Annotated in this window: 17 protein-coding genes, 1 tRNA gene and 1 pseudogene; 16 read left to right on the top strand and 3 right to left on the bottom strand. The window is 47.0% G+C overall.

Annotation, left to right across the window (positions count from 1 at the left end):
* Positions 1-55 precede the first annotated feature (55 nt).
* The gene (locus KPC83_RS05860; RefSeq protein ID WP_216278326.1) at positions 56-1,285 is read left to right on the top strand and encodes a hypothetical protein; all 1,230 of its coding nucleotides are present in this window, start codon (positions 56-58) and stop codon (positions 1,283-1,285) included.
* Between the two features lie 77 nt (positions 1,286-1,362).
* Positions 1,363-1,438: transfer RNA gene (locus KPC83_RS05855), tRNA-Thr, on the top strand.
* A gap of 116 nt (positions 1,439-1,554) precedes the next feature.
* Here the strand turns inward: KPC83_RS05855 and KPC83_RS05850 are convergent.
* From KPC83_RS05850 to KPC83_RS05840, 3 genes are read right to left on the bottom strand one after another with little or no spacing between them, the layout of a single operon-like run.
* Positions 1,555-1,836, bottom strand: coding sequence for a hypothetical protein (locus KPC83_RS05850; RefSeq protein ID WP_216278325.1), 282 nt, complete (start codon positions 1,834-1,836; stop codon positions 1,555-1,557).
* Complete coding sequence (locus tag KPC83_RS05845) at positions 1,823-2,425, bottom strand: DUF1700 domain-containing protein (protein ID WP_216278324.1); 603 nt, start codon at positions 2,423-2,425, stop codon at positions 1,823-1,825. Before KPC83_RS05845 ends, KPC83_RS05850 begins: the two co-directional genes overlap by 14 nt.
* The gene (locus KPC83_RS05840) at positions 2,422-2,739 is read right to left on the bottom strand and encodes a PadR family transcriptional regulator (protein ID WP_216278323.1); all 318 of its coding nucleotides are present in this window, start codon (positions 2,737-2,739) and stop codon (positions 2,422-2,424) included. Before KPC83_RS05840 ends, KPC83_RS05845 begins: the two co-directional genes overlap by 4 nt.
* A 390-nt stretch (positions 2,740-3,129) precedes the next feature.
* Between KPC83_RS05840 and KPC83_RS05835 the strand changes: the two genes are divergently transcribed.
* From KPC83_RS05835 to KPC83_RS05775, 14 genes and pseudogenes are all read left to right on the top strand, one after another.
* On the top strand, positions 3,130-3,846 hold the full coding sequence (locus tag KPC83_RS05835; protein WP_216278322.1) for a response regulator transcription factor: 717 nt from the start codon (positions 3,130-3,132) through the stop codon (positions 3,844-3,846).
* Between the two features lie 24 nt (positions 3,847-3,870).
* Positions 3,871-5,457, top strand: coding sequence for a cell wall metabolism sensor histidine kinase WalK (locus tag KPC83_RS05830; RefSeq protein ID WP_253200886.1), 1,587 nt, complete (start codon positions 3,871-3,873; stop codon positions 5,455-5,457).
* A gap of 180 nt (positions 5,458-5,637) precedes the next feature.
* A complete protein-coding gene (htpG, locus tag KPC83_RS05825; protein WP_216278321.1) occupies positions 5,638-7,662 on the top strand; it encodes a molecular chaperone HtpG in 2,025 nt (674 codons plus the stop codon).
* 402 nt (positions 7,663-8,064) lie between these two features.
* Positions 8,065-9,033, top strand: a pseudogene (locus tag KPC83_RS07195) (Gfo/Idh/MocA family protein); the annotation flags it as partial.
* Positions 9,034-9,045: 12 nt separating this feature from the next.
* On the top strand, positions 9,046-9,450 hold the full coding sequence (locus KPC83_RS07190; RefSeq protein WP_253201046.1) for a (deoxy)nucleoside triphosphate pyrophosphohydrolase: 405 nt from the start codon (positions 9,046-9,048) through the stop codon (positions 9,448-9,450).
* A 337-nt stretch (positions 9,451-9,787) separates the two neighbouring features.
* Positions 9,788-10,756 carry a hypothetical protein gene (locus KPC83_RS05815; protein ID WP_216278319.1) on the top strand — a complete coding sequence of 323 codons (969 nt, stop codon included), beginning with the start codon at positions 9,788-9,790 and terminating at the stop codon, positions 10,754-10,756.
* A gap of 572 nt (positions 10,757-11,328) precedes the next feature.
* On the top strand, positions 11,329-12,108 hold the full coding sequence (locus tag KPC83_RS05810; protein ID WP_216278318.1) for an ABC transporter ATP-binding protein: 780 nt from the start codon (positions 11,329-11,331) through the stop codon (positions 12,106-12,108).
* On the top strand, positions 12,098-14,251 hold the full coding sequence (locus KPC83_RS05805) for an FtsX-like permease family protein (RefSeq protein ID WP_216278317.1): 2,154 nt from the start codon (positions 12,098-12,100) through the stop codon (positions 14,249-14,251). The genes KPC83_RS05810 and KPC83_RS05805 overlap by 11 nt, the downstream gene beginning before the upstream one ends.
* A 342-nt stretch (positions 14,252-14,593) precedes the next feature.
* Complete coding sequence (pflB, locus tag KPC83_RS05800; protein ID WP_216278316.1) at positions 14,594-16,711, top strand: formate C-acetyltransferase; 2,118 nt, start codon at positions 14,594-14,596, stop codon at positions 16,709-16,711.
* A 62-nt stretch (positions 16,712-16,773) separates the two neighbouring features.
* A complete protein-coding gene (grcA3, locus tag KPC83_RS05795) occupies positions 16,774-17,025 on the top strand; it encodes an autonomous glycyl radical cofactor GrcA3 (protein ID WP_216278315.1) in 252 nt (83 codons plus the stop codon).
* A gap of 1,025 nt (positions 17,026-18,050) precedes the next feature.
* Positions 18,051-18,956 carry a LysR family transcriptional regulator gene (locus KPC83_RS05790; RefSeq protein ID WP_216278314.1) on the top strand — a complete coding sequence of 302 codons (906 nt, stop codon included), beginning with the start codon at positions 18,051-18,053 and terminating at the stop codon, positions 18,954-18,956.
* A gap of 102 nt (positions 18,957-19,058) precedes the next feature.
* Positions 19,059-20,267 (top strand): MFS transporter, encoded by a 1,209-nt coding sequence (locus KPC83_RS05785; RefSeq protein WP_216278313.1) that lies wholly within the window; start codon positions 19,059-19,061, stop codon positions 20,265-20,267.
* Positions 20,268-20,901: 634 nt separating this feature from the next.
* Positions 20,902-21,960 carry an NAD(P)-dependent alcohol dehydrogenase gene (locus tag KPC83_RS05780; protein ID WP_216278312.1) on the top strand — a complete coding sequence of 353 codons (1,059 nt, stop codon included), beginning with the start codon at positions 20,902-20,904 and terminating at the stop codon, positions 21,958-21,960.
* A 118-nt stretch (positions 21,961-22,078) separates the two neighbouring features.
* Positions 22,079-23,233 carry a GTP-binding protein gene (locus KPC83_RS05775; protein ID WP_216278311.1) on the top strand — a complete coding sequence of 385 codons (1,155 nt, stop codon included), beginning with the start codon at positions 22,079-22,081 and terminating at the stop codon, positions 23,231-23,233.
* Positions 23,234-23,257: the final 24 nt, after the last annotated feature.

Genomic DNA, 23,257 nt, shown 5'->3' with positions numbered 1-23,257 from the left:
CAAACAGTCGTATGCTTGCTATACGTGTGTTTTTTCATTCAAAGGAGTAAACGTCATGGGTTTTTATCAGAAGAAAGATGAAGACAACGACGTCATCGAGGGCGTTGAGGTAATCGGCCGCGGTGAAGGTCCTGATGGGCTTGAAGAAAATCCCATTGATCTGGTAAGTGGTGAGTCTGCTGAGGATATTGCAAGTGGTGTGACAGCAGAAGCTGCGGCTGAAGCTGCCGAGGCGCAAAAACTTGCCGACGCACAAGATGATGCGCTTATGGAGGGCATTGCCGAGCTTGAGGACGAGGACACGGCGGCAGAAGAGCCTGCTGATGCGGACGAGTCTGTAGACGAGGATACGTCTGAGGCCAACTCGCAGACCACAGATGATGAGGAGAGCGCGCAACACCACATGCACATGCATGGTCATGGGCACGCATGTGAGTGCAGCGGAAACCATCATGCATCAAAGAAGCTGTCAGTCATTGCTTTGGCGGCTGTTGTACTTGTTGTGCTGGCGGGTGTGTGCGGTTACTTTATTGGGAGTAGCGGCTCAGGTGTACAAGGCACCGGAACATCTCTGATTGAAGAAAAACAGCTTGATACAACAGTTGCACGCTGGACGTTTAAGGGCAAGTCACACCAGGTGAGCGCCCGCGAAGCAATTGAGGTGCAGTACAGCCTTGAGCGTGCAAAAAATGCAGATAATAAATATCAACTGCCTTCAACAGAGACTGTCATTGGCTATGTGCGAAACAAGATTTTGCTTTCAGAGGCAGAGTCTCGGGGGCTTTCTGCCACTGATGATGAGATGAAGACATATGCTGAGAAGTCGGTTGGTACCAGCGATTATGACCAAATGGCTAAACAATATGGACTAACCAAAGACCAGGCAAAAGATATTGTTCGTCAAAATACCATCATCTCAAAGCTCTACGAAGAGATTGCACCCAAAAATGATGCTGGTGCAGCTCCTGAGGCTCCAGCCGAGCCAGAGAATGGCGACAAGCAGCAAGCTACAAAAGACTACGCAAGCTACATCATCAATCTTGCTGGCAAAGAATGGGATAGCGAAAAGGGAACTTGGGCATCACAGGATGGTCCTTACTTTAAGGCACTTGGCAAAGAAGAGTTTAGTGCTGAGTCAGCTACCTACGCACAGGCTCAGTCGGCCTATTACGTTGCTTATCAGCAGTATTTAGCAAAAAATCAAAACAGCAAGTCTACGTGGCAAGAGTTTGCAAACAAACTGTATTCTGAGGCATCGGTAACCGTTTCTGGTTTGTACGTCTAAGGATTTGTGAATTTACGCTTGCGCGCGTCTTTGTTTCCACGTACTATTAGCAATCGCGTACCGGCGCAAAGAGGTGTGCCAGCATAGCTCAGTTGGTAGAGCATCGCTCTCGTAAAGCGGAGGTCATCGGTTCGAGTCCGATTGCTGGCTCCAGAAGCATCAACAGGCTCGGGTTTATTACCCGAGCCTGCTTTTTTGAGTAGCTGCTTTTGAATTGCGATGCGTTCTAAAACGAGCTTTTAAACCTAGCCTGAAATCTAGCGACTTGCTTAGTCATCAAACAGATGGTCGAATGTACCGTCAACAGCATCGTCAACAAGTTTAGACATATCACGCTCAAGCTGTGCTTGTTCGGCGGCTGTCATGTTGCGTTTACGACCACGATTAAACTGTTTATCAATATAGTTTCCAGTACGGTTTAAGAAGGGAACAACAGAGCCGTTGAGTGTCCATGCACTTACCATGCACGCCGCGCCAAGGGCAATACAAAGGGCGGCTACGATATAAACAATTTTCCACTGCTTAGATGATAAAACTTTATTTTGCTCCATGAGAAACCTCTTTCTTAAACAAAGAACGCAGCCATGAGAAGAGGGCTTTAGACCAACGGGCGGGATAAATGAGCACGGCACGAATGGTGCTAAGCATACAAAGCCCGAGACCAAAGACGAATAAACTGCTCCCTAACTGCCAAAGGGCAAAAAGCTGCTCTCCCTGGATATATGCCTGAACAGCACTCCCGATACCTATAAAAGGAGCGAATAAAAAAGCACCGGTTGCAATTACAAATCCAAAACTACAGGTCCAGATAATAACAACTGCTGTAAATACTGACATGCAGAGCGCAAGTAGTATACTTAGCCACAAAGGTGAGCCAAGAATAACAAGTATCCAAAACAGCTTGCTATAGTTTCTTTTACCACGAGCAACGGTTCGCGGCACAACGGGTAGCTCATTGATGATAGTCTCAGCCGCAACTGCAGGCTCATCAAGTTCGGCAACCGCTTCTTCTTCGGTCATGTTATCGGCTACGCGCTCATCAATCATTTCAGCGTAAAAGTCGAGTGATTCTTGGCGATCAGCTGGGCTTAAGCTGGAAAGCGCGTCGCTTAAAGCTGACAGATACGCTTTCTTGTTCATAAAGACTCCTTTGCATTAAAAAGAAATTCACGAATGTCATCGATTTGCTGCCATTCGGCAATGAATGTGGAGAGCTGATTGCGTCCGGTCTGCGTGAGACCGTAGTATTTTCGCAGGCGGCCATTGTGTTCAACGGAATGTGCGCTAATCGCTTGTGCCGCTTCAAGTCGTTTTAGGACGGGATACAGCGTAGACTCGGTAAGCTCAAGTACAGCAGGCACATCTTTAATGATGCGGTAGCCATAGGACTCGCCTTTGCTGAGCGCTGCTAGAACACAAGCTTCAAGAAACCCGCGTTTTATCTGGGTATCCATATACCTCCTTCCAACAAATACTATGTAATGCATAGTATTATATAAAGCATAATACTATGCAAGAGAAAAGTTTGAACTCCTTTGAGGTGGGCTTGTTTGTTGTTTATCATCAGCTGTTTTGACAGAAACGGGCAATTTGGCAGTACCTAACACCCGTGGGTTATTCGTTGTTTTATAAATCTGCAGGTAGAAGAGGTGTAGTATTTTCTGCTCTAGGGGGTTAATTGCCACATTGCCTGTTTTTGTCAGAATTTAGTGCCAGATTGCCCATTTTTGTCAAAAGAGTCTTTTGCTTAACCTCTCCCTTAAAGGATGCTTAATTGCGCGTGTTCCCTATATCTATTCTTGTGCAATCTTCGTAAGATAGAGAAGGTGAAAGGAGCTTATAGTATGGGGATACATATCTTAGTTGTCGATGATGAGCGCACCATTACCGATTTAGTGGGAATTTACCTAAAAAACGAGGGCTTTGAGGTTACGCTTGCATACAACGGTGCCGATGCGGTTAAAGCAATTCTTTCGCAGAACTTTGACCTTGCTGTACTTGATATTATGCTGCCAGACATCGATGGTTTTGAGTTGCTGCGTACAATCCGCGCAGATTATACCTATCCCGTTATCATGCTTACCGCTCGTGATGCTCAGCAAGACAAAATTGAAGGCTTGAGCCTTGGTGCCGATGACTATGTGGTAAAGCCTTTTCGCCCGCTTGAGTTGGTTGCCCGCGTAAAAGCTCAGCTTCGCCGGTGCTTGACCTATAGTTCGCGTGACGAGCGCGAAAAGGACACGAGTATTATTTCAATCGATGGACTTCTTATTAACCGCAATGCACATACGGTAAGTGTTGATGAACGGCTGGTTCGCCTGACACCGCTTGAGTATTCCATTTTGCTGTATTTAGCCGAGCATCGTGGGCATGTGGTTCCGGTTGAAGAATTGTTTAGCTCGGTATGGAACGAAGAGTTTATGCAGGGCTCTAACAATACGGTTATGGTGCACATTCGTCATCTGCGTGAAAAAATTGGAGACAGCGCTTCAAGCCCGCGCTTTATCCGAAATATCTGGGGTGTTGGCTACACCATTGAAGCAAGTGGCTCTACAGCTTAAAGGTTCAAAGCGAGGTGCGGCTATATGAAATTTCTTGAGCAGGCAGATGAAAAACTACCGGTGAGCCCTTTTAAGAGCTCTGGGTTGGCTGAGTTTGAGACACAATCGAGCCAGCGGCCATCTCAGGAAGCACAGCAGCTGCCTCAAGATATGGACGCGCACCATCAGGAGTGGGAGAGCTCTACTGGTGACGCAACATCTCTCAACTATGAGGCGCAGAGCACTCCAACGAGCCAGGATATACACCTTAACGCGCAGATGCATTCAACCGATACCGTGCATACAGAGGTGCCCGCGGGTCAGTCTGAGCAGCAGTCGCAGGCGAATGAAAGTTTGCCATTTGCCGGAAAGGCAGAGCGCACATACGTGCAAATTGCTGAGGATAGCGATATTGAGAGCTTAGCTCGGCATCTTCGTTCTATTCTTGATAGTCGCATGGTAGCTCTGGTAAGTTTTGGCATCTTGCTGGTAGTTCTACTTGGTATGTTGAATATTGTGCCAATTGTTATCCTTGTGGCCGCAGGTTATATTTTGTCTGATCGCTTTGTGGCAGTGCGTCGTTCTCTCACCATAGGAAGCGTTGCTTGGCTCTGTGTACTGGGAATAGGTAATATTCTTGCCGGACCGCTTATATTTTTAGAAATCAGCCTTGAGTTTTTCTTTGTTGTGCTTGGTTGTGTTATAGCAATGGGGACATGTGTGGCGTTTTTTATGGCGCGTTCTGTTTACTATGTGGGCAAGGCGCGTGGCAAACACGAGGCAGATACTGTCATTGCAAGTCATATTACCGAGCGATTGATTGAGCGCCCTGACGATTGGGGTCGCCCATCGGCCGATTATCTGGCTGTTGAGGGCGCTGTTAACCAGATTCGTAAACGCCAGCAAATGACTGAGTCAGCGCTTCGTGATGAGGCGCGTCGCAAAGATGACCTTGTGACCTATCTGGCACACGACCTTAAAACACCGCTTGCAAGTGTGGTGGGCTATCTGTCGCTGCTTGAGGAAGCGCCAGATTTGCCTGCTGAGCAGCGGGCTCACTTTACGGGCATCGCGCTTGAGAAGGCTCATCGCTTAGACGCTCTTATTGAGGAGTTTTTTGATATTACGCGCTTTGATTTTCACGATATTGTACTCACGCGTGGTTTTGTTTCGCTTAATTTGATGTTGGCGCAGGTGGCAGACGAGTTTTATCCTACGCTTACTGCTCAGCATAAGACGGTTGAGCTGCAGATGTCTGAAAAGCTCACGGCACTTATTGATGGCGATAAAATGGCACGCGTCTTTAATAATGTCATGAAAAATGCTATTGCCTATAGTTATGAAAACTCATCAATCATTATTAGAGCAACAAAACAAGACCAGCAGATATGCATAGCGTTTGAAAACCAAGGCGACCCAATTCCTGCACCAAAGCTTGAGCTTATCTTTGAGAAGTTTTATCGCTTGGATGCCGCGCGTGCTACACATAGAGGTGGTGCTGGTTTGGGGCTTGCCATTGCAAAAGAAATTGTCACCGCACATGGTGGCAGCATTAGTTGTATATCTACACCTGAACATACTATGTTTAGCATATGTCTACCTATTGACAATCGCTCGGAGTCCCGTTTTTAGGATGCATAGCAGCGCACAGAAAGCAATACATTGCAGCATGCAATGCCCTGTGTGCACTATGAAAATAATTTCGACGTGCATATCTTAGCGTAAATGGGATATAAAACTTCAGTCTATGTATGATAGATAAATTGCAGCGAACCATGCTACGCATATTGCCGAGCAAGAAGGAGGGCGCATATGCGCGCGTTCAAAACAGAAAGCAAAAAACTGCTTAACCTCATGATTAACTCAATCTATACCAATAAAGAAATCTTTTTGCGTGAGCTAATCTCAAACGCTTCTGATGCGGTTGATAAGCTTAATTTTAAGGCTCTCACCGATTCAAGTATTCAGATTAACCCCGACGACCTAGCGGTTCGATTAAGTTTTGATAAGGACGCGCGTACACTTACCATTTCTGATAATGGTATTGGCATGACTGCTGAGGAGCTTGAGCAAAACTTGGGCACCATTGCGCATTCGGGCAGTCAAGAGTTTAAGCAAGAACATGCCGAGCATCAGGGCGACGACGTAGACATTATTGGCCAGTTTGGTGTTGGCTTTTATTCGGCCTTTATGGTTGCCTCGCAGGTTCGTGTGGTGAGCCGCGCGTTTGGCGAGGATAGCGCTCATGTTTGGGAGTCTGATGGTCTTGAAGGCTATACCATTGAAGACGCTTCGCGCGAGAGCCACGGCACTGACGTTATTCTGACAATCCGTGAAAATGAGGACGCCACAGACAGTGGGCTGAGCGAGCGTTTTGATACCTATCTGTCTGAGTGGGGGCTGCGCGATTTGGTGCAGCGTTATAGCAATTATGTGCGCTATCCCATTCAAATGATGGTAACAAAGAGCCGTGAAAAGGAGCGCCCTGCAGATGCTGGTGATGATTATCAGCCAGAATATGAGGATTACCAAGAGCTTGAGACGCTTAATTCCATGACACCTATCTGGAAAAAGCGCTCCTCTGATGTGAGTGAAGAAGAATATAACGAGTTTTATAAGGCAAGTTTTCATGATTGGGAAAATCCAGCGCGGAGTATTTCGTTTCATGCAGAAGGTAGCCTTGAGTATGATGCGCTGCTCTATATTCCTGCAAAGGCACCGTTTGACCTCTATAGCCGTGACTATCAAAAGGGACTAGCGCTGTATAGCTCAAACGTCATGATTATGGAAAAATGCGCTGAGTTGTTGCCGGATTATTTTAACTTTGTGCGCGGAATTGTAGATTCGGCAGATGTTTCACTCAATATTAGCCGTGAAACACTGCAACATGACCGTCAGTTGCGCGCCATAGCATCGCGTGTTGAGAAAAAGATTGCATCTGAGCTGGTAAGTCTCCGTGATGAGAATCGTGAGCTTTATGAGCAGTTCTTTGAAAACTTTGGTCGGGGTCTCAAGTTTGGAATTTATCAGAGCTACGGTGCTAAAGCTGCTGATTTGGCGGATTTGCTGCTGTTTTGGAGCGCTCAACAAGAAAAGATGATTACGCTTGCCGAGTATGCTGCCGCAATGCCCGATACGCAAAAGGCAATCTATTATGCAGCAGGTGATAATCGTGAGCGCTTGGCAAAGATGCCGGTGGTTAAGGGCGTGTTAGCGCGTGGCTATGATGTTTTGCTTTGCACCGCAGACGTTGATGAATTTACGTTCCAAGCTATGCGAAACTACCAGGCTCATGGTTTGCCAAAGGTATATGAAGATGCAGCAGCAGCCGAGGCAGCGCGCAAAGCGCAGGCTGACGGTGCAGAGCCGGAGCTTGAAGACCGCACGTTTGAGCTCAAAAACGTTGCGTCGGGTGACCTTGACCTAGCAACTGAGGACGAGAAGAAAGACGCAGAGGCTGCTACAAAAGAACATGAGAATCTTTTTGCAGCCATGAAAGAGGCACTTGCTGGCAAGGTAGAACGTGTAAGCGTTTCGGCGCGTCTTGCTGAGGCTCCTGCGTGCATTACCACCGAAGGCGCTTTGTCGCTTGAGATGGAAAAAGTGCTTGCACGCGGCCCTGAGGCAGATGCTGGTGAGTTGCCGCGTTCTCAGCGCGTGCTTGAGCTTAATACCAAGCATGCAGTTTTTGACAAGCTGGTAGCCGCACAGGCCGCAGGCGATGCAGAGCGCGTGCAGCTTATGGCCGAGTTGCTGTATGACCAAGCTTTGCTTGTTGAGGGCATGCTGCCCGAGGACCCAGTTGCCTTTGCTCAGCGTGTGTGCGAGTTGATGTAGAAACGCATCGATGAACAGCCTCGCCTGTGCGCTATTGTGCTGGGCGGGGCTGTTCGTTTTTCTGGTTATGCACGGGCGTGTACAAAAGAGGGGGTTGATATGGCTGAGCAGGCATTAGAAATGCGTGAGGAAGCAGGGCATTGCGGGCTTGATGGTCAGAAGATGGGGAGAAAGTCCACTGATGCATCTAGGTTAAACTCTGGGTCTGTGGCTGCATCGGCGGCACCTGTGTCTACGACACCCGCATCTGGCATCCCTGTTGCTACCGGTGTTGTTGCTTCACAAGACACCACTGTTGTTGCTACCGGTGCTGCTGCTCCCCAAAATGCCGCCGCAGCAGCTGATGCAGCCTTTGCGCGTATAGCAAACCAGCCTTTCCCGCAGGATATATTTTCTGCTCCCATGATTCGTTGGGCGGTAATTGGCTGCGGGGTTATCGCAAATCAGATGGCAACATCTCTTGCCTGCGCAGGTCGTCGTCTTGCTGGTGTCGCTAATCGAAGCCTCGACAAAGCCCATGCATTTGCTGAGAAATATCAGGTAGAAAAGGTTTATGCAAATGTTGATGAGCTCTATATAGACCCCAACATAGATGCAATTTATATTACTACGCCGCACAACACGCATATAAATTATCTCCGCGCAGCACTTGCAGCTGGCAAACATGTGCTGTGTGAGAAGTCAATTACGCTTAATAGTGAGGAATTGGCCGAGGCTCGCCATATTGCTGATGCAAATGACGTTGTGCTCATGGATGCAACAACCATTTTGCATATGCCCTTATATAAGGAGCTCAAGCGTCGTGTAGATGCGGGTGATTTTGGTTCGCTTAATCTCGCGCAGGTGAGTTTTGGCAGCTACAAGCCCTATGGTGATTTATCAAATCGTTTTTATAATCCGCATCTTGCTGGTGGTGCCATGCTTGATATTGGGGTTTATGCATTGAGCATTGCACGGCTGTTTATGGCAAGTGCTCCCACCGAGCTTGTATCGCTTGCAAATCTTGCAAGCACCGGCGTTGATGAGAGCAGCGGTTTTGTCACGCGCAACAAAGAAGGTCAGCTAGGTATTTTTTCTCTTTCGCTCCATTCAAAGCAGCCAAAGCGTGCGGTTTTAAGTTTTGAGCGAGCATATATTCAAGTTGATGACTATCCACGAGCAGACCACGCAACAATTGTTTGGACAGACACCGGGCAGCGTGAAGATGTATATGTGGGCAATGAGGGTTACGCACTGTGTTACGAGCTGGCAGACCTTGAGGCGGCGGCTGCTGGAGATAGCGCCACGCGCGCTTTGCTTGATTATGCAGATGACGTTATGCAGGTAATGACTAAGCTTAGGCGCGACTGGGGCGTTGTATATCCTGAGGAGCGCCAGGCCTGTATGAAACGTGTTCATGTTGCCGCAGCAATACTATGTCGGCATAACAAGATACTTGCTGTACAGCGGGGCTATGGGGAGCGAGCAGGACTATGGGAGTTTCCAGGTGGCAAGCTTGAGGCAAACGAGACGGCAGAGGCTGCATGTGTGCGTGAGCTGACCGAAGAGCTTGGCGTGACAGTGCACATTGAGGACCTCTACGAGCAGGTTTGTTATAGCTATCCAGAAATGCAGCTCATTATGGATTGCTTTGTATGCAGCTTAGACGATGATGCAGTATTGGTGCTAGCTGATAATCAACGCCAGGTTGCTTGGCTTGCACCCCATGAACTTCCTATTCTTCCGTGGATGCCTGCCGATGTTGCCCTTGTCGAGCGCATCGCGCATGATTCGCGCTTTGTGCGCTAACAGGTAGGTTTGCTTAAAGCGCTTGTGCATAGGTAGCTCTGTGCGCAGACAAAAACTATGCTAGGCATATTGCTTCATAAAGTGCCAACAAAGAGAATCGTTTTCAAAATAATTTTTAATACGCTCAAGCATGTTAGCGTAGTGAAAAATCTATGGAGTTGGTTTTAGTCAACTGGGCTTTTATTGGTTTTCCACCAGAGCATATTAGTCAAAAAGCAGATTGGTATAAGTTGCGTGTGAGATTGAGCATAGATGCGAAGTACATTACGATTGACTGGTGGAAAAGTGCTGGTATTTGACGTAAAACCTTCATCTTGCGTTGTGGCAAGATACTGGTATGAAGCCGATTCTGGGACATACAACTGCACTAGCTTGGTACCGCCTAGCGGCGCGTCCTGCACCACTTGCTTGTGCGCCTGAAACTCCGTGTTGCTTATCGACAAAACAAACACTGCCTCACGAATTTCAATTGGCGTTTCAAGCACTTAAAGCGCAGGGGCTTTCGGAGGTGGAGCAACATCTTTTTCACATTGTTGTATCAGATACTCAAAGTAGGTCGCGCGGTGGTTTTGTTCAAAGCCATGTACAACAGGGCTATGTCCCAGTAGGCTTTTTACAGGAATATGAGCATTTTTGGATACCAGATATTCGTTTAATTGCTCTTCAGATGGCGCGATACTTATCCTTACTCGAGCTGGTTGAGCTGTACTATGAGCTTTGCGCCGATTACTCTTTGTCAGTAAGCCCTAAGGAAAGGTATTTTGAGCGACCATCACTCACTACGGTAGAAGCCTTGTGTGATTATGCACACCATACTGATATACATGGCGGCAAGAAAAAAGCACTTCAAGCTCTGAAATATGTGCATAACCATGCACGTTCTCCTATGGAAACAGCCTGTGCGATGCTTATTAGTTTACCTAAGCGTTTGGGAGGTTTAGGTATTCGGGACATTGAGCTTAATGCCCGTATTGATGTCCCGTCTCATCTGCAGCAGCTTACCCGTTCAAAGTACTTTCTTGCTGACATTCTTCTTAAAAAGTCAGGCACCGATTTTGAATATCATGGGTCTATGCATGAAGAAGAGCAGCGGGGTATTTCAGATGAGGAACGTAGACAGACCTTACAGTCACTTGGCTTTGAAGTGGTGGTTGCACGAAAGCAGTCACTCTTTAACCAGCAGGCCTTTGTGCGGCTCTTTGAAGCCTTGCGTATGCAAGCAGGTGAGCGGGCTGATAGGTATCCAGCCGATTTTGCAATCCGACAAGAAAAACTGCGACAATTTGTATTGCGTCACTATCTTTAAGACCTTAGGTAATAGACAAGTGTTGTTTTGGCAAAATTGACGAATTTGACTCTTTATAACCCAGCGGGTTAGTAATTATTTAACAAAGCTGCAGGTAGACGGCCTGCAAGTAAAACAACAGCTGTCGCTTTACGCCAAATTCGTCATTTTTGCCAAAAAATCGTGTCAAATTAGTCTTTTTTGCCAACGTGCAGGTCAGAGGCGTATTTGAGCGTCAAATTGGTAACTTTTGCCAACGTGCAGGTCAGGACTACTGTATGTAAACCGGCTTGTTGGCCTTGCTGGAGTTCCAACTGAGATACATTAGAGGGATGAGTGTGCGCCAACACTAGCTATTATGAGTTAGAAGTAACGGAACCCAAGACCCTGCAATTCCGCCATAGCCTCAATTACTTTGCCGGATATCTTACAAAAGCGTACGACAGCTGTAAGCTAATTCGATGTCAAATTTGTTGCATCTTTGGCACCATAGGAGCTGTAAGAACGACCGAGGCCCACCTTGAACGCGCGTTTGAAAGTGGCGTTAAGCCCAATCTTTAAGCCTTGGTGCAAAGTATAGCTAGGAGGAATGTATGTCTACCAGTAGTAATGCGGTACTTGAAGTACAACATATCCAGAAGCGCTATGGTGCGCGCAACAACGTCGTGCAAGCGCTTAACGACATCTCGTTTAGTGTTTCTGCAGGCGAGTTTGTCGCCATCATGGGTCCTTCCGGTTCTGGCAAGTCAACCTTGCTCAATTGCATATCAACCATCGACAGCGTTACGAGCGGAACAGTGTGCATTAACGGTGCCGATGTGACGCGGCTAAAACCCGATAAGCTCACAAGGTTCCGTCGTGAGCAGCTGGGCTTTATCTTTCAAGATTCAAACCTGCTCGATACGCTTACGGTAAAAGAGAACATTGCGCTGCCTTTAACCATTTCGCGTGTCCCTGCAGCAGAGGTTTTGACTCGCGTAGAGCAAGTAGCCAAGCATCTCTCAATTGGGCAGACCCTCGAGAAGTATCCCTATCAGCTTTCGGGCGGACAACAACAACGCGTTGCTGCAGCACGCGCACTCGTAAGCAATCCTGCCATTATTATGGCCGACGAGCCAACCGGAGCGCTCGACTCAAAAAATGCGCGTCTCTTGCTTGAGAGCTTTCAGAATATGAACGAGCAAGACCATGCAACTGTTCTCATGGTTACACACGATAGTTTTGCTGCGAGTTATACCTCGCGGGTTTTATTTATTCGCGATGGTCACATTTTCACCGAGCTGCATCGGGGCGAACAAACGCGTCGTCAGTTCCTCGACCGCATCATGGAAGTTGTTGCCATGATGGGAGGGGAGGCATCCGATGCTCTTTAGACTTGCTCAGGCAAACGTTCGCCGCGCAGGGCGTGATTACCTTGTGTATTTGTTAACCCTAACCCTTGCGGTATTGATGTTTTATACCTTTAACACCATTGCCATGCAGATTGATTATGTAGGGCTCAACCGTCCAGATTTTGCCCAGCTGCTGGGTAGTCTTATTGGTGGCGTTACCGTGTTTTTAGCGGGCGTTATGGGCTTCTTGCTGGTATATGCAAACAACTTTATTATGAAGCGCCGCAAAAAGCAGTTTGGTTTATATCAGGTATTAGGCATGAGCCGTGGTCAGGTTGCACGTGTTATGGCGCTTGAGACTATTATGGTATCTGTTACAGCATTGGCACTTGGCATTACGCTGGGCGTAGGCTTATCACAGGTGATGGTATTCTTTACCGCCTCAATTTTTAAGACACAAATTTCAAACTTTCATTTCTTCTTTTCCACACAAGCCTTTTTAATGACAGTCGTTTGTCTCGTTGCGATGTTTGCTGTCACGCTCATCTTTAATCTTCGTGTTGTAGCAAAGGTAAAGATTATTGACCTTATGAGTGCTAACCGCCAAAATGAGACGGTTAAAATGCGCAACCCATGGATTTCGGCAGCGGTATTTGTGTTGGGTCTTGTTCTTATTATTGTTGCGTATGTACGCCTTTTGCACGATGGTCTGCCTATAGATGCCACAACAGAGGCATTTGCCAAGTTTTTAATTACTACCATTACCGTCATCATCGGAACTATTTTGTTCTTCTTTGGCTTTTCTGGCTTTTTGCTCAAGCTGCTCTCAATGCTTCGTGGATTATACTGGCGCGGGCTCAACATGGTGACACTCCGTCAGCTTTCGAGCCGTGTAAACACAGCGTCCTTTTCGATGGCGGTTATTAGCTTTATTTTGTTTTTGGCAATTACCTCAGTTACCGGTGGCATGGGCATTGCATCAGCGCTTTCAGATATGATGGGGGGTGCAACGCCGGGAGACTATGGTCTCAATGCCTTGTATGCATTCCCAGATGTGAGCGTTAATGCTTCTTTAGCCAGTAATGATGGCGATAGAACCGCTCAGACAACAGTGCCGGTCAATCTTATGCAGGCTACGCGCACAACGGGAAATGATGGAAAACCATGGGATTTGTCTGAGGTGGCAGGTCAGTACGCGCAGATTGATACCTATTGGTCCGTTCCTGTTGGTGCTCATAAGCCCGATATAGACTTTCTCGATTTGTTGCGCAAGGCAGGTGCAGAAATACCTCTTGGCATGGAGCACTCCAATGCAACAACGTTTGGCCCCTCACTTATTAAAGAGAGCACGTATAATGCCTACCTGCGTTTTCGTGGATTGCCTGAGGTTAGTCTCGGAGAGCAGGGTTATCTTTTTACCAGCGACTTAGGTGATGCAATTGTAAAAACTTTTGACGCAGTTATGGCTCATAAGATACCGGTAAATGTGGCAGGACATCAGCTGTTTCCGGTGGCAGATAAGGTTGACCAGAAGGCATCAAATCTTGGTATGGGACAGGTTACTAACGGAGGAACACTTGTGGTGCCAGATGCCGTGATAGATGCAGGAATATATCCGGTAGCTACAAGTACGCTCGTGCTGAAATATCGTAGTAACCTTGATGTTAAAGAGGCGGATAGCTATATCACTCGTGACCCTGACCTTCCCAAGTTGTATCAGAACGATAATCAAGTGGGCTTTATTGCAACCGGTGTTTTGAAGACAGAGATTTTTGAGAGCAGCAATGATCTTTACGGCATGGTGAGCTATCTGGCTATTTATATCGGCTTTACCCTAGTAATTGCATGTGCAGCTATTCTGGCAATTCAGCAGCTTGCAGGTGTTTCAGATGCAGGACGCAATTATCGTGTGCTCTCTGAGCTTGGCACGCCAACGCCTCAGATTATGCGCTCGGCGCTCGCTCAGCAATCCGTCTTTTTCTTTTTTCCGCTGGCGGTGGGCTTTGTTCATGCCTGTGTGGCTCTTACGGTGGTAGTCCGCTTGATAGAAGCATTTGGTGGCTTCACTATTTCGTGGATGTTCTCGCTGATATTTGTATTGGCATACGGAGGCTATTTCCTTGCGACCTACATTATGAGTAAATCGATGATTCGCGATGCCATCTTAGTAAGGCATACGGTGTAGTTTCAACACAAGTTCTGCACGTTTTTCAAAGACCGAGTGGCAATAATGCTGCTCGGTCTTTTCATAGTTTTGAAAGAAAAATGCTCGTATATGGCTAAATGTGCGGTTTTGTTAGCACATTTATAAAATGCCACGTCAATGACATGTAAACCAGTTAACAATTTAATAGATAAACCTGTTTACCTATGTTAGACTATGCGCATAGTTCACGGTCGATGTGCTTGAGCAATGTGTGAGGCACTGATTGACTCATTCACAGCACCTCAAGGCCCTTCGTACCAATCACCTGCGGCTGAGCAGTGCATGCAGAGCCGCAGCCTTATCAAGGAGCGTGGTTAGTAAATGCACGAGGCATGGGACGGATTTGAGGGTGGCAATTGGGAGCAAGAAGTCGATGTACGCGACTTTATCCAAAAAAACTACACCCCCTATGAAGGTGACGATTCGTTTTTAGCAGGACCTACTGAGCGTACAACTGATTTATGGAATCAGGTTTTAGATTTGCTGCTTGAAGAGCGCAAACGCGGCGGCGTGCTCGATATGGACACAAAAACAGTTACGGGCATTTGCTCACATCCTGCAGGATATATTGACAACCAAAATCCCAGCAAAGAGACCATTGTTGGCTTGCAGACAGAGCAACCGCTTAAGCGCGCTCTACACGTTAACGGCGGTATTCGTATTTCGGTGCAGGCAGCTGCTCAGCACGGATACGAGATTGACCCTGAGGTTGTTGAGAACTACACCTTCCGCCGCAAAACGCACAACGCGGGCGTATTTGATGCCTATACCGATGAGATGCGCGCCTGTCGCTCAGCTCATATCATCACCGGCTTGCCTGATGGCTATGGACGCGGTCGCATCATCGGCGATTATCGCCGTGTGGCGCTGTACGGCGTTGATTATTTAATCAAAGACAAGCAGGCTCAAAAGGCCTCAACCCCTGTGGTTATGACCGAAGAAAACATTCGTGACCGCGAGGAGCTTTCCGAGCAGATTCGGGCGCTGGGCGAGCTCAAGATGATGGCCGACTTCTATGGCTTTGATATTTCACAGCCAGCAAGCAACACGCAAGAGGCTATCCAATGGATGTACTTCGCGTTCCTCGCTGCGGTTAAAGAGCAAAACGGCGCTGCTATGTCGATAGGTCGCACCAGCACCTTCATCGACATCTACGCTGAGCGCGACCTTGCACGCGGCACCTTTACTGAGGAGCAGATTCAGGAGTTTGTTGATCACTTCATTATGAAGCTGCGCATGGTTAAGTTTGCGCGCACCCCTGAGTATCAGGCACTCTTTACCGGCGACCCGCAGTGGGTAACTGAGTCTATTGGTGGTATGGGAGTTGACGGTCGTCCGCTGGTAACCAAGATGAGCTTCCGCTATTTGCATACGCTTGAGAACATGGGCACCTCGCCCGAGCCTAACCTGACCGTACTTTGGAGCACTAAGCTGCCGCAAAACTTTAAGGAGTTCTGCGCTAAGACCTCCATTGCGAGTTCGTCCATTCAATACGAAAACGATGATTTGATGCGCGTTTATCACGGCGACGATTATGCTATTGCTTGCTGCGTGTCGTCTATGCGTGTGGGCAAAGAGATGCAGTTCTTTGGTGCTCGTGCCAATTTGGCAAAGTGCTTGCTTTATGCGCTCAACGGCGGTGTAGATGAGGTATCCAAAAAGCAGGTAGGTCCGCAGTATCGCGTGGTAGAGGGTGATACCCTTGATTTTGACGACGTGATGAGCAAGTACAAAGACATGATGAAGTGGTTAGCAGGCGTATACGTTAACTCGCTCAACATCATTCATTACATGCATGATAAGTACTGCTACGAGCGCATTCAGATGGCACTGCACGACAAGCACGTTCATCGCTGGTTTGCTACGGGTATTGCTGGTTTGTCAGTTGTTGCAGACTCGCTTTCGGCTATTAAGTATGCCAAGGTGCATCCAGTGCGTGATGAGAACGGCATTATTGTTGACTTTTCAATTGAGGGCGACTTCCCCAAGTATGGCAACGATGACGACCGCGTAGATTCGCTTGCTCACGACATTGTTCACCAATTCATGGAGTATATCCGCATGAACGATACCTATCGTCATTCGGTACCTACTACCTCGGTACTAACCATTACGTCTAACGTGGTATACGGTAAAAAGACTGGTGCTACACCAGATGGTCGTGCTGCTGGTGTGCCGTTCGCGCCGGGAGCTAATCCCATGCACAAACGTGATAGCCATGGTGCCATTGCGTCTTTGTCGTCGGTGTCAAAGCTGCCGTTCCGCGATGCGCAGGATGGCATCTCAAATACCTTCTCGATTGTACCGGGTGCTTTGGGCAAGGATGGCGAGGTTATGTTTAACGAGATTGACCTCGATGACATCTTTATTGAAAACGCAGTTGATTGTGCGTGCCAGGCGGATGCTTCGGCTCCGGCGGGTGCAATTGATGGTGAGTAGTTTAGTCCGTTTGGTTTAGTTTGGTGTAAGGTGCAGGAAAGCCTGCAAACAAAGGAGGAAACATGAAGGTTCAAGACGTTGCTCAGGCTCAGGCTGATAATCTGGTTGGTATGCTTGATGCCTATGCTGAGCAGGGCGGTCATCATCTCAACGTGAACGTATTTAATCGCGACACGCTGCTTGATGCTCAAGAGCATCCCGAGAAGTATCCGCAGCTCACCATTCGTGTGTCAGGCTATGCTGTGAACTTTCACACGCTGACTCGTGAGCAGCAAGATGAGGTTATCTCACGTACCTTCCACGAAGGAATGTAGGCAACATAGCGCTTTGCTAGATGGTGGGGCGTAAGTTCGATTACGCTTCGCCATATAGTGCTGGTTTGTTTATTAGGGTAGTGGCATGGCTTTTGAGAGAACTGCGCTTTGCGATAGTTCTTTTAGGGGGTCATGCCACTACTCATGTAACGTGGTTTGAGTTGGTTTAGATTTGCTTGGCTAGCGGTTGTTTTGACGACCAGCTGTTACTTTGTTTGTCTGATTGCTACCGTGCTTGAATTGCTATTAATTTGACGGCCAGTTGTTGCTTTGTTTGTCTGACTGCTACCGCGCTTGGGTTACTGTTATTTTGCCGTCTAGTTGTTGCTTTTCTTGATTAAGCTGTTACTTTGATGACCCGCCGTTACTTCGCTTGGTTGCCGCTATTTTGCGGCTAGCTGTTTTGACAGAAACGGGCAATCTGGCACTAAATTCTGACAAAAACAGGCAATCTGGCAATAAACCCCCTCTAGCATAAAAACTGTACCTCATCTACCTGCAGGTTTATAAAATAATAAGTAACCCACGGGGGTTCTATACTGCCAAATTGCCCGTTTCTGTCAAAAGAGGTAGGCTGTCGCCGCTACGAGGAACGGCAATCGATTCACTGAGCGTGCGTGACGACTCCCGACATTGGTAAGCGGCTGTCGCTTTAATAACAGTAGTCAATTTGATGCGTGTATAATACTTCTAACTCGAGCATTGGCAAAACTGATAAATTTGGTATAGGCGACATATGCTGTTTTACTTACACTCATCTATCTGTAGCTTTATCAATCAAATACTAACCTGCGGTGTTATACAGAGTACAAACTCGTTTTTTGTCAAAGCAACAGGTTTCTATTTGTGACTTAATGTGCTAAACCCTAGTACTTTTTGTCTAAGAGCTGATTCAAACACGACATCTTCTGAGTGATGCCACTTGATAACAATAAGAATTGTGCTCAGACTAACTCATGATTTCGACAAAAATGTAATTCAACTGTATAATTAATTATCTCAGAAGTTGGTATGAAGATTGAGGCATGATGAACCTACACCAGCTTGAGTACCTCCAAGCAGTTATCTCCTGTGGTGGAATTCGACCTGCTTCATATAACTTGCACGTCTCTCCCCAAGCGGTGTCAATTGCAATAAAAAAGCTTGAAGAAGAATTAGGCACACAACTCTTTATTCGTTCTGGAAATGAGCTGATTCCAACTCAACATGGAGTTGAGGTATCGCAACGTGCCGCTATTATTCTGAGTCAGTGTCGAGAGTTAGGTCAGTTGAAATCTGAGCTTCATGAAGGAATTTCTCCAGATGGTCATTTTCGTCTATATGTACCTCAGCTTTTTGGACGAGGTAGTTTGTTTGAAGACGAGGCTTATGAGCGGTTTCTTGAGGCTTATCCTGATATTCATCTTGATGTGTGGCATCAGACGGGTAGTTCATTACACGCAGTTGTGGAACACGGGATTACAGATGCTGCACTTGTATTTGGTCGAACTCAGGTAAACGGAATAGTCTTTCATGATGTTAGGTCAGTTACGATGTATGCTTATTGGATTGATGAACGTGTGACGCATAATTCTGTTTCACTTAATTCAAATTTCATTTCAAAGCATCTTTTTGCAAATCCCTACTGCTTTTCAGAGGTAATGACTGTATTTAGAAATCTACCAACATCAGATTTACTTGCAATGCGCTTTAGAGATATTTCACCTGATATAGATAGTCATCTTGCTTTTATGCGAGAGGGCGGTGTGATATTTGGTCTATCGAATTCGATATATAAAAATATGCCAGAGGTGTCAAGTGGAATGGTCTATCTTGACTCTCAGAAAAAAGCTCAATTACCCGTGTATTTCTGCTGCAAACAAGGTAACTGGGGGAAGTGGCTTCAGAAAGTATATTGGCACTCAATTGAAAACTTACAAGTACTTGACTAATTAGTGTTCAAAACAATATGACACTAGAAAATTAAATATGACAAAAGTAGATGTAGGCTCATTAAAAGGTTTATTTCTATATAGCATGGAAAGAACTAAAAAATGACTAACAAGGTTGCTACGGAATCTAGCTTAAGTAAAACTAGAAATCCTGTTGTAGTTCAATATCTACTATTTGTATTTTTCTCAAACTTTTCAACTATGTTGTATTTCCTTACTACTTTTTTGCAACAAGGAGGCTTATCACTCGGACAGGTTTCGCTGCTCCTTCTTTGTTACCAAGCTTCAAAATTTGTTTTTGAAATTCCTACAGGGTATATGGGCGATAGGTTTGGCAGAAAGGCAAGTGGTTTAGCTGGCTTGGGAGGATTGGTAGTTTACCTTGTTATGCTGCTCGTTGTTCGTGATTTTGTATGGCTTATACCAGCCTTCATTTTGCGTGGAATAGCCCTATCCTGTGTAAGTGGCTCTATTGAGTCTCTTTTTGTCGATAGTATTGAGGAATCGGAGCTTATTCGCTATAACACTTGGGATCGCATGGCGTTTTTTGGTTCTTATGCACTATCAGTTATTTTGGGCGGTTTATTAGCTGGGCAACAACTTATGGTGTTTGGAATTATTTGCGATCTTATAGCAATACTTTTAGCAATCATCGCAACAAGCCTCATTCGAGAACTACGCCATCCTAATAGTAATGAGATGCAGGAGAAGCAGTCGCTGAGCGCAATTAAACAAATGCTTAAAACAAGACCTATATTAGTTGCCGGCTTACTAATTGACTTGGCGCAAGCTTTTACCTTCGTTGCGTTTGAAGATTTTTACATCATAATTTTGCGTGATATGGGACTTAGCCCTTTTCTGGCTGGCTTATCATTGGCTCTTCAGTTGCTTATTGCTGCTGGACTTGGTTTGTTTACGTCAAGAATTTTGAGGACAGTTAATACTAAACAATTCTTTATGATTACCTCAATTATAAAACTACCATTTACCGCGCTCATCTTATTATCTGCTATTCCGGTGATGTTTGTTCCGCTTATCTATATTGGTGAATCAATTCTTGGAACCCTATCGGGAGCCATTCGATATCGCGCGTTTCAAGAGGCGTGTCCTTCAGAATTACGAAATACTTGTATCTCACTACAAAGTCAGATGATTTCTTGTGCGGCTTTATTGTTCTATGGTATAAGCGCTATGGCACTTGAGTTTGTGACTTTACCTCAACTTTTATTGATGGCGCTCGGCGTAACTGCCTGTATATATGTACCCGCTGTTTTTCGCATGAGCAAAGCAGTCCATTCTTCATGGGAATAGCGCTAGATATATGTGATTCCTATAGAGTTTATAGACAATTTACCCAGCAAGCCGTGCGTGTGTACTTGCTCACAGCGTCCATTAAACGCTTGCCGAGCAGGTCGCGCGTGTGCAATTGCTTTAAGGTTTACTGACTATCGCCGAACAAGCCACATATCTGTGCCCTCTTCAAAGCCCATCGACTATCTTCTGAGCAGGGTCATATATCCGCCGTCCTTTTCAGGTTCATCGACCGCCTGTCACCATGGAAAGAAATATATGCATACTCCAATGCGGGAGATAATGCCGTGCAAAAATACTCCAATGAGGTTCTTTTTTGTTTACTGGTTTACACCAGCTCAGGACATGTGTGTAGGCTTCGCGGAAAACAGGAAGTTTGCAAAATTCTTACTAGATTGCTCACATTTTCACTGAGCTGCGCAAATGGTTTCAAATCTGTTAATACGCAAGTTATAACTTATAGAGAAGGAATACTCAACAGCATATTTTCTAATAAAGTATTAAAAACAAGAATTAAAACTTATATTATCAAAATAGCGTGAAAACTAGCAATATCGTATACTGAATATGCCTGAATGTATAAGGCTGAGCTGACACCATCCGAGGGGTCAGCCATGCGAGAAAGGGAGCATACATGAAGGGTTATGCAATGCTCAAGATCGGCGAGTCCGGCTGGATTGAGAAGGAGAACCCGGTTTGCGGACCGGCGGATGCCATCGTCAAGCCACTGGCTGTTTCGATCTGCACCTCCGACGTACACACACTGTGGGAGGGCGCAATTGGCGAGCGCCACAACATGATTCTCGGCCACGAGGGCTGCGGTGAGATTGTTGAGGTAGGCGAGCTTGTTAAAGACTTCAAGCCAGGCGACCGCGTACTTATTCCTGCAATTACCCCTGACTGGAACTCGCTTGAGGCTCAGGCTGGCTATTCCATGCACTCCGGTGGCATGCTTGCTGGCTGGAAGTTCTCCAACTTCAAGGACGGCGTGTTCTCCGAGCTTATTCACGTAAACGATGCTGATGGCAACCTTGCTCTTATGCCTGCCGACATGAGCCCAGTTGACGCCTGCATGCTTTCCGACATGGTAACTACTGGTTTCCACGGCGTTGAGCTGGCTGACGTTCAGTTTGGTGACAGCGTTCTCGTTATTGGTATTGGTCCTGTAGGTCTCATGAGCGTTGCTGGTGCAAATCTCCGCGGCGCTTCCCGCATCATCGCTGTGGGCACCCGTCCTAAGTGCGTTGAGGCTGCTCGTGGCTATGGCGCTACCGACTTTGTTTCCTACAAAGATGGTCCTATTGCCGATCAGGTTCTTGCTATGACCAACGGTGAGGGCGTTGACCGCGTTATCGTTGCTGGTGGCGGTTGCGACACCTTCCAGGACGCTGTAAAGGCTCTGAAGGCTGGCGGCAAGATTGGCAACGTTAACTACCTCGGCGACGGCGAGTTTGTTACCATTCCGCGCGTTGAGTGGGGCGTTGGCATGGGTCACAAGGACATCCGCGGTGGTCTGACCCCGGGAGGTCGTCTGCGTATGGAGAAGCTTGCTACGCTCATCTCCTCTGGTCGTCTCGATGTTTCCCCGCTGGCAAGCCATGTCTTCCACGGCTGGGAGCACATCGAAGAGGCTCTCTTCATGATGCGTGATAAGCCTGCTGACCTTATCAAGCCGGTTGTTGTTATTGACTAACAGTTTGTTTGCTTAGCTTTTAATCATGCAAACTAAGCGTTAGTATTTGAGTTGCGTGCTGCGGACGGGGTCAGAAGCTCCGTCCGCAGTTTTTATACGGTCAAAAAGAGAGGTCTACGTGCGCATTTTAGTAGTTTCAGGCTTTTTGGGCGCTGGCAAAACAACCTTTATTCAAGAGCTGGCTCGAAAAAGCGGCAAAGACTTTGTGGTCTACGAAAATGAGTTTGGACAAGCAGACATTGACGCACAAGTGCTTGCACAAACTGATGAACTTTCGGTTTGGGAGAGCACAGAAAACTGTATTTGTTGTACCGGAAAACAAGACTTTGCCACCTCTATTTTGACAATTTCTAACACGCTTGATCCTGAGTATTTGGTGGTTGAGCCAACCGGAGTAGCTCGGCTTTCGAGTGTGCTTGAAAATGTTGACCAGGTTGCTTACGAGCGTATTTCGCTTTTGGCTCCTTTGGCAATTGTCGATGCAACTGCGTGGGTTCGTCAGCGCGAGCGCTTTCGCGACATTTATCTTGACCAAGTGGCTACTGCGCGAACCGTAGTGGTATCAAAGTCCCAGCTTGCGGGTGAAGGTGAGCTCGAAGAAGTAATATCGTGGATTTCAAGCGTTAACGCTAATGCCGAGATAGAAGCGCGTCCGTGGGATCAGCTTGATGGCGCATGGTTCAGCAAGCTCCTGCTCCAAGATTTGGACCCAGACGCTGCGCCTGTTGCGCAAGCTGCAGCTCCTGCAGAAGATGAGTTTGAAAGTATTTCGCTCAAAGGTGTTCAGATGCCTACCGAAAGCCATATGATTTGGTTTTTGGATGCTTTATCTGCGGGAACGTTTGGCGAGATTGTTCGTGCAAAGGGTATGTTGCCTTGCGGCAACCAGTGGCTGCGCTTTGATATGGTTGACCGCATGTGGTCCTTAACCGGCATGGATTTGCCTGCGTCAGAAGACGAAGCAGTTGCGGTGTTTATTGGGCCAGATGTTCGGCGTCCGTGGTTACGTGAGATGCTGGTACCGTTGATTCGTGACGCAACATCGGCTGCGCGCGTTGAGGCTGCACTTGACGAGTCCTTTGACGTGGTGGGACATACGCATGCACATGGCGAGGAAGGTCATGTTTGCGATGAGCATTGCGAACATCATCACACGCACGAACACGAACAGGTGCATGAGCACGAACATCATCACGAGCACGAGCACGAGCACGAGCACGAGCATCAGCATGAACATGCTCACGGTGCGGAGCAGAGCGTCGATGCTGAGTAGGGTTTGCCGGTACAAGGGGTTTGT

Source organism: Collinsella sp. zg1085 (assembly GCF_018889955.1).
Lineage (GTDB): Bacteria > Actinomycetota > Coriobacteriia > Coriobacteriales > Coriobacteriaceae > Collinsella.
This window is presented reverse-complemented; position numbering and strand designations above follow the sequence as displayed.

Bases quoted from the DNA above. Each gene is read 5' to 3' on its own strand.
- pflB (WP_216278316.1), top strand. From the start codon at position 14,594: ATGCACGAGGCATGGGACGGATTTGAGGGTGGCAATTGGGAGCAAGAA.
- KPC83_RS05860 (WP_216278326.1), top strand. From the start codon at position 56: ATGGGTTTTTATCAGAAGAAAGATGAAGACAACGACGTCATCGAGGGC.
- KPC83_RS05815 (WP_216278319.1), top strand. From the start codon at position 9,788: ATGAAGCCGATTCTGGGACATACAACTGCACTAGCTTGGTACCGCCTA.
- KPC83_RS05830 (WP_253200886.1), top strand. From the start codon at position 3,871: ATGAAATTTCTTGAGCAGGCAGATGAAAAACTACCGGTGAGCCCTTTT.
- KPC83_RS05785 (WP_216278313.1), top strand. From the start codon at position 19,059: ATGACTAACAAGGTTGCTACGGAATCTAGCTTAAGTAAAACTAGAAAT.
- KPC83_RS05835 (WP_216278322.1), top strand. From the start codon at position 3,130: ATGGGGATACATATCTTAGTTGTCGATGATGAGCGCACCATTACCGAT.
- KPC83_RS05805 (WP_216278317.1), top strand. From the start codon at position 12,098: ATGCTCTTTAGACTTGCTCAGGCAAACGTTCGCCGCGCAGGGCGTGAT.
- KPC83_RS05850 (WP_216278325.1), bottom strand. From the start codon at position 1,836: ATGGAGCAAAATAAAGTTTTATCATCTAAGCAGTGGAAAATTGTTTAT.
- grcA3 (WP_216278315.1), top strand. From the start codon at position 16,774: ATGAAGGTTCAAGACGTTGCTCAGGCTCAGGCTGATAATCTGGTTGGT.
- htpG (WP_216278321.1), top strand. From the start codon at position 5,638: ATGCGCGCGTTCAAAACAGAAAGCAAAAAACTGCTTAACCTCATGATT.
- KPC83_RS07190 (WP_253201046.1), top strand. From the start codon at position 9,046: ATGAAACGTGTTCATGTTGCCGCAGCAATACTATGTCGGCATAACAAG.
- KPC83_RS05840 (WP_216278323.1), bottom strand. From the start codon at position 2,739: ATGGATACCCAGATAAAACGCGGGTTTCTTGAAGCTTGTGTTCTAGCA.
- KPC83_RS05810 (WP_216278318.1), top strand. From the start codon at position 11,329: ATGTCTACCAGTAGTAATGCGGTACTTGAAGTACAACATATCCAGAAG.
- KPC83_RS05780 (WP_216278312.1), top strand. From the start codon at position 20,902: ATGAAGGGTTATGCAATGCTCAAGATCGGCGAGTCCGGCTGGATTGAG.
- KPC83_RS05790 (WP_216278314.1), top strand. From the start codon at position 18,051: ATGATGAACCTACACCAGCTTGAGTACCTCCAAGCAGTTATCTCCTGT.
- KPC83_RS05845 (WP_216278324.1), bottom strand. From the start codon at position 2,425: ATGAACAAGAAAGCGTATCTGTCAGCTTTAAGCGACGCGCTTTCCAGC.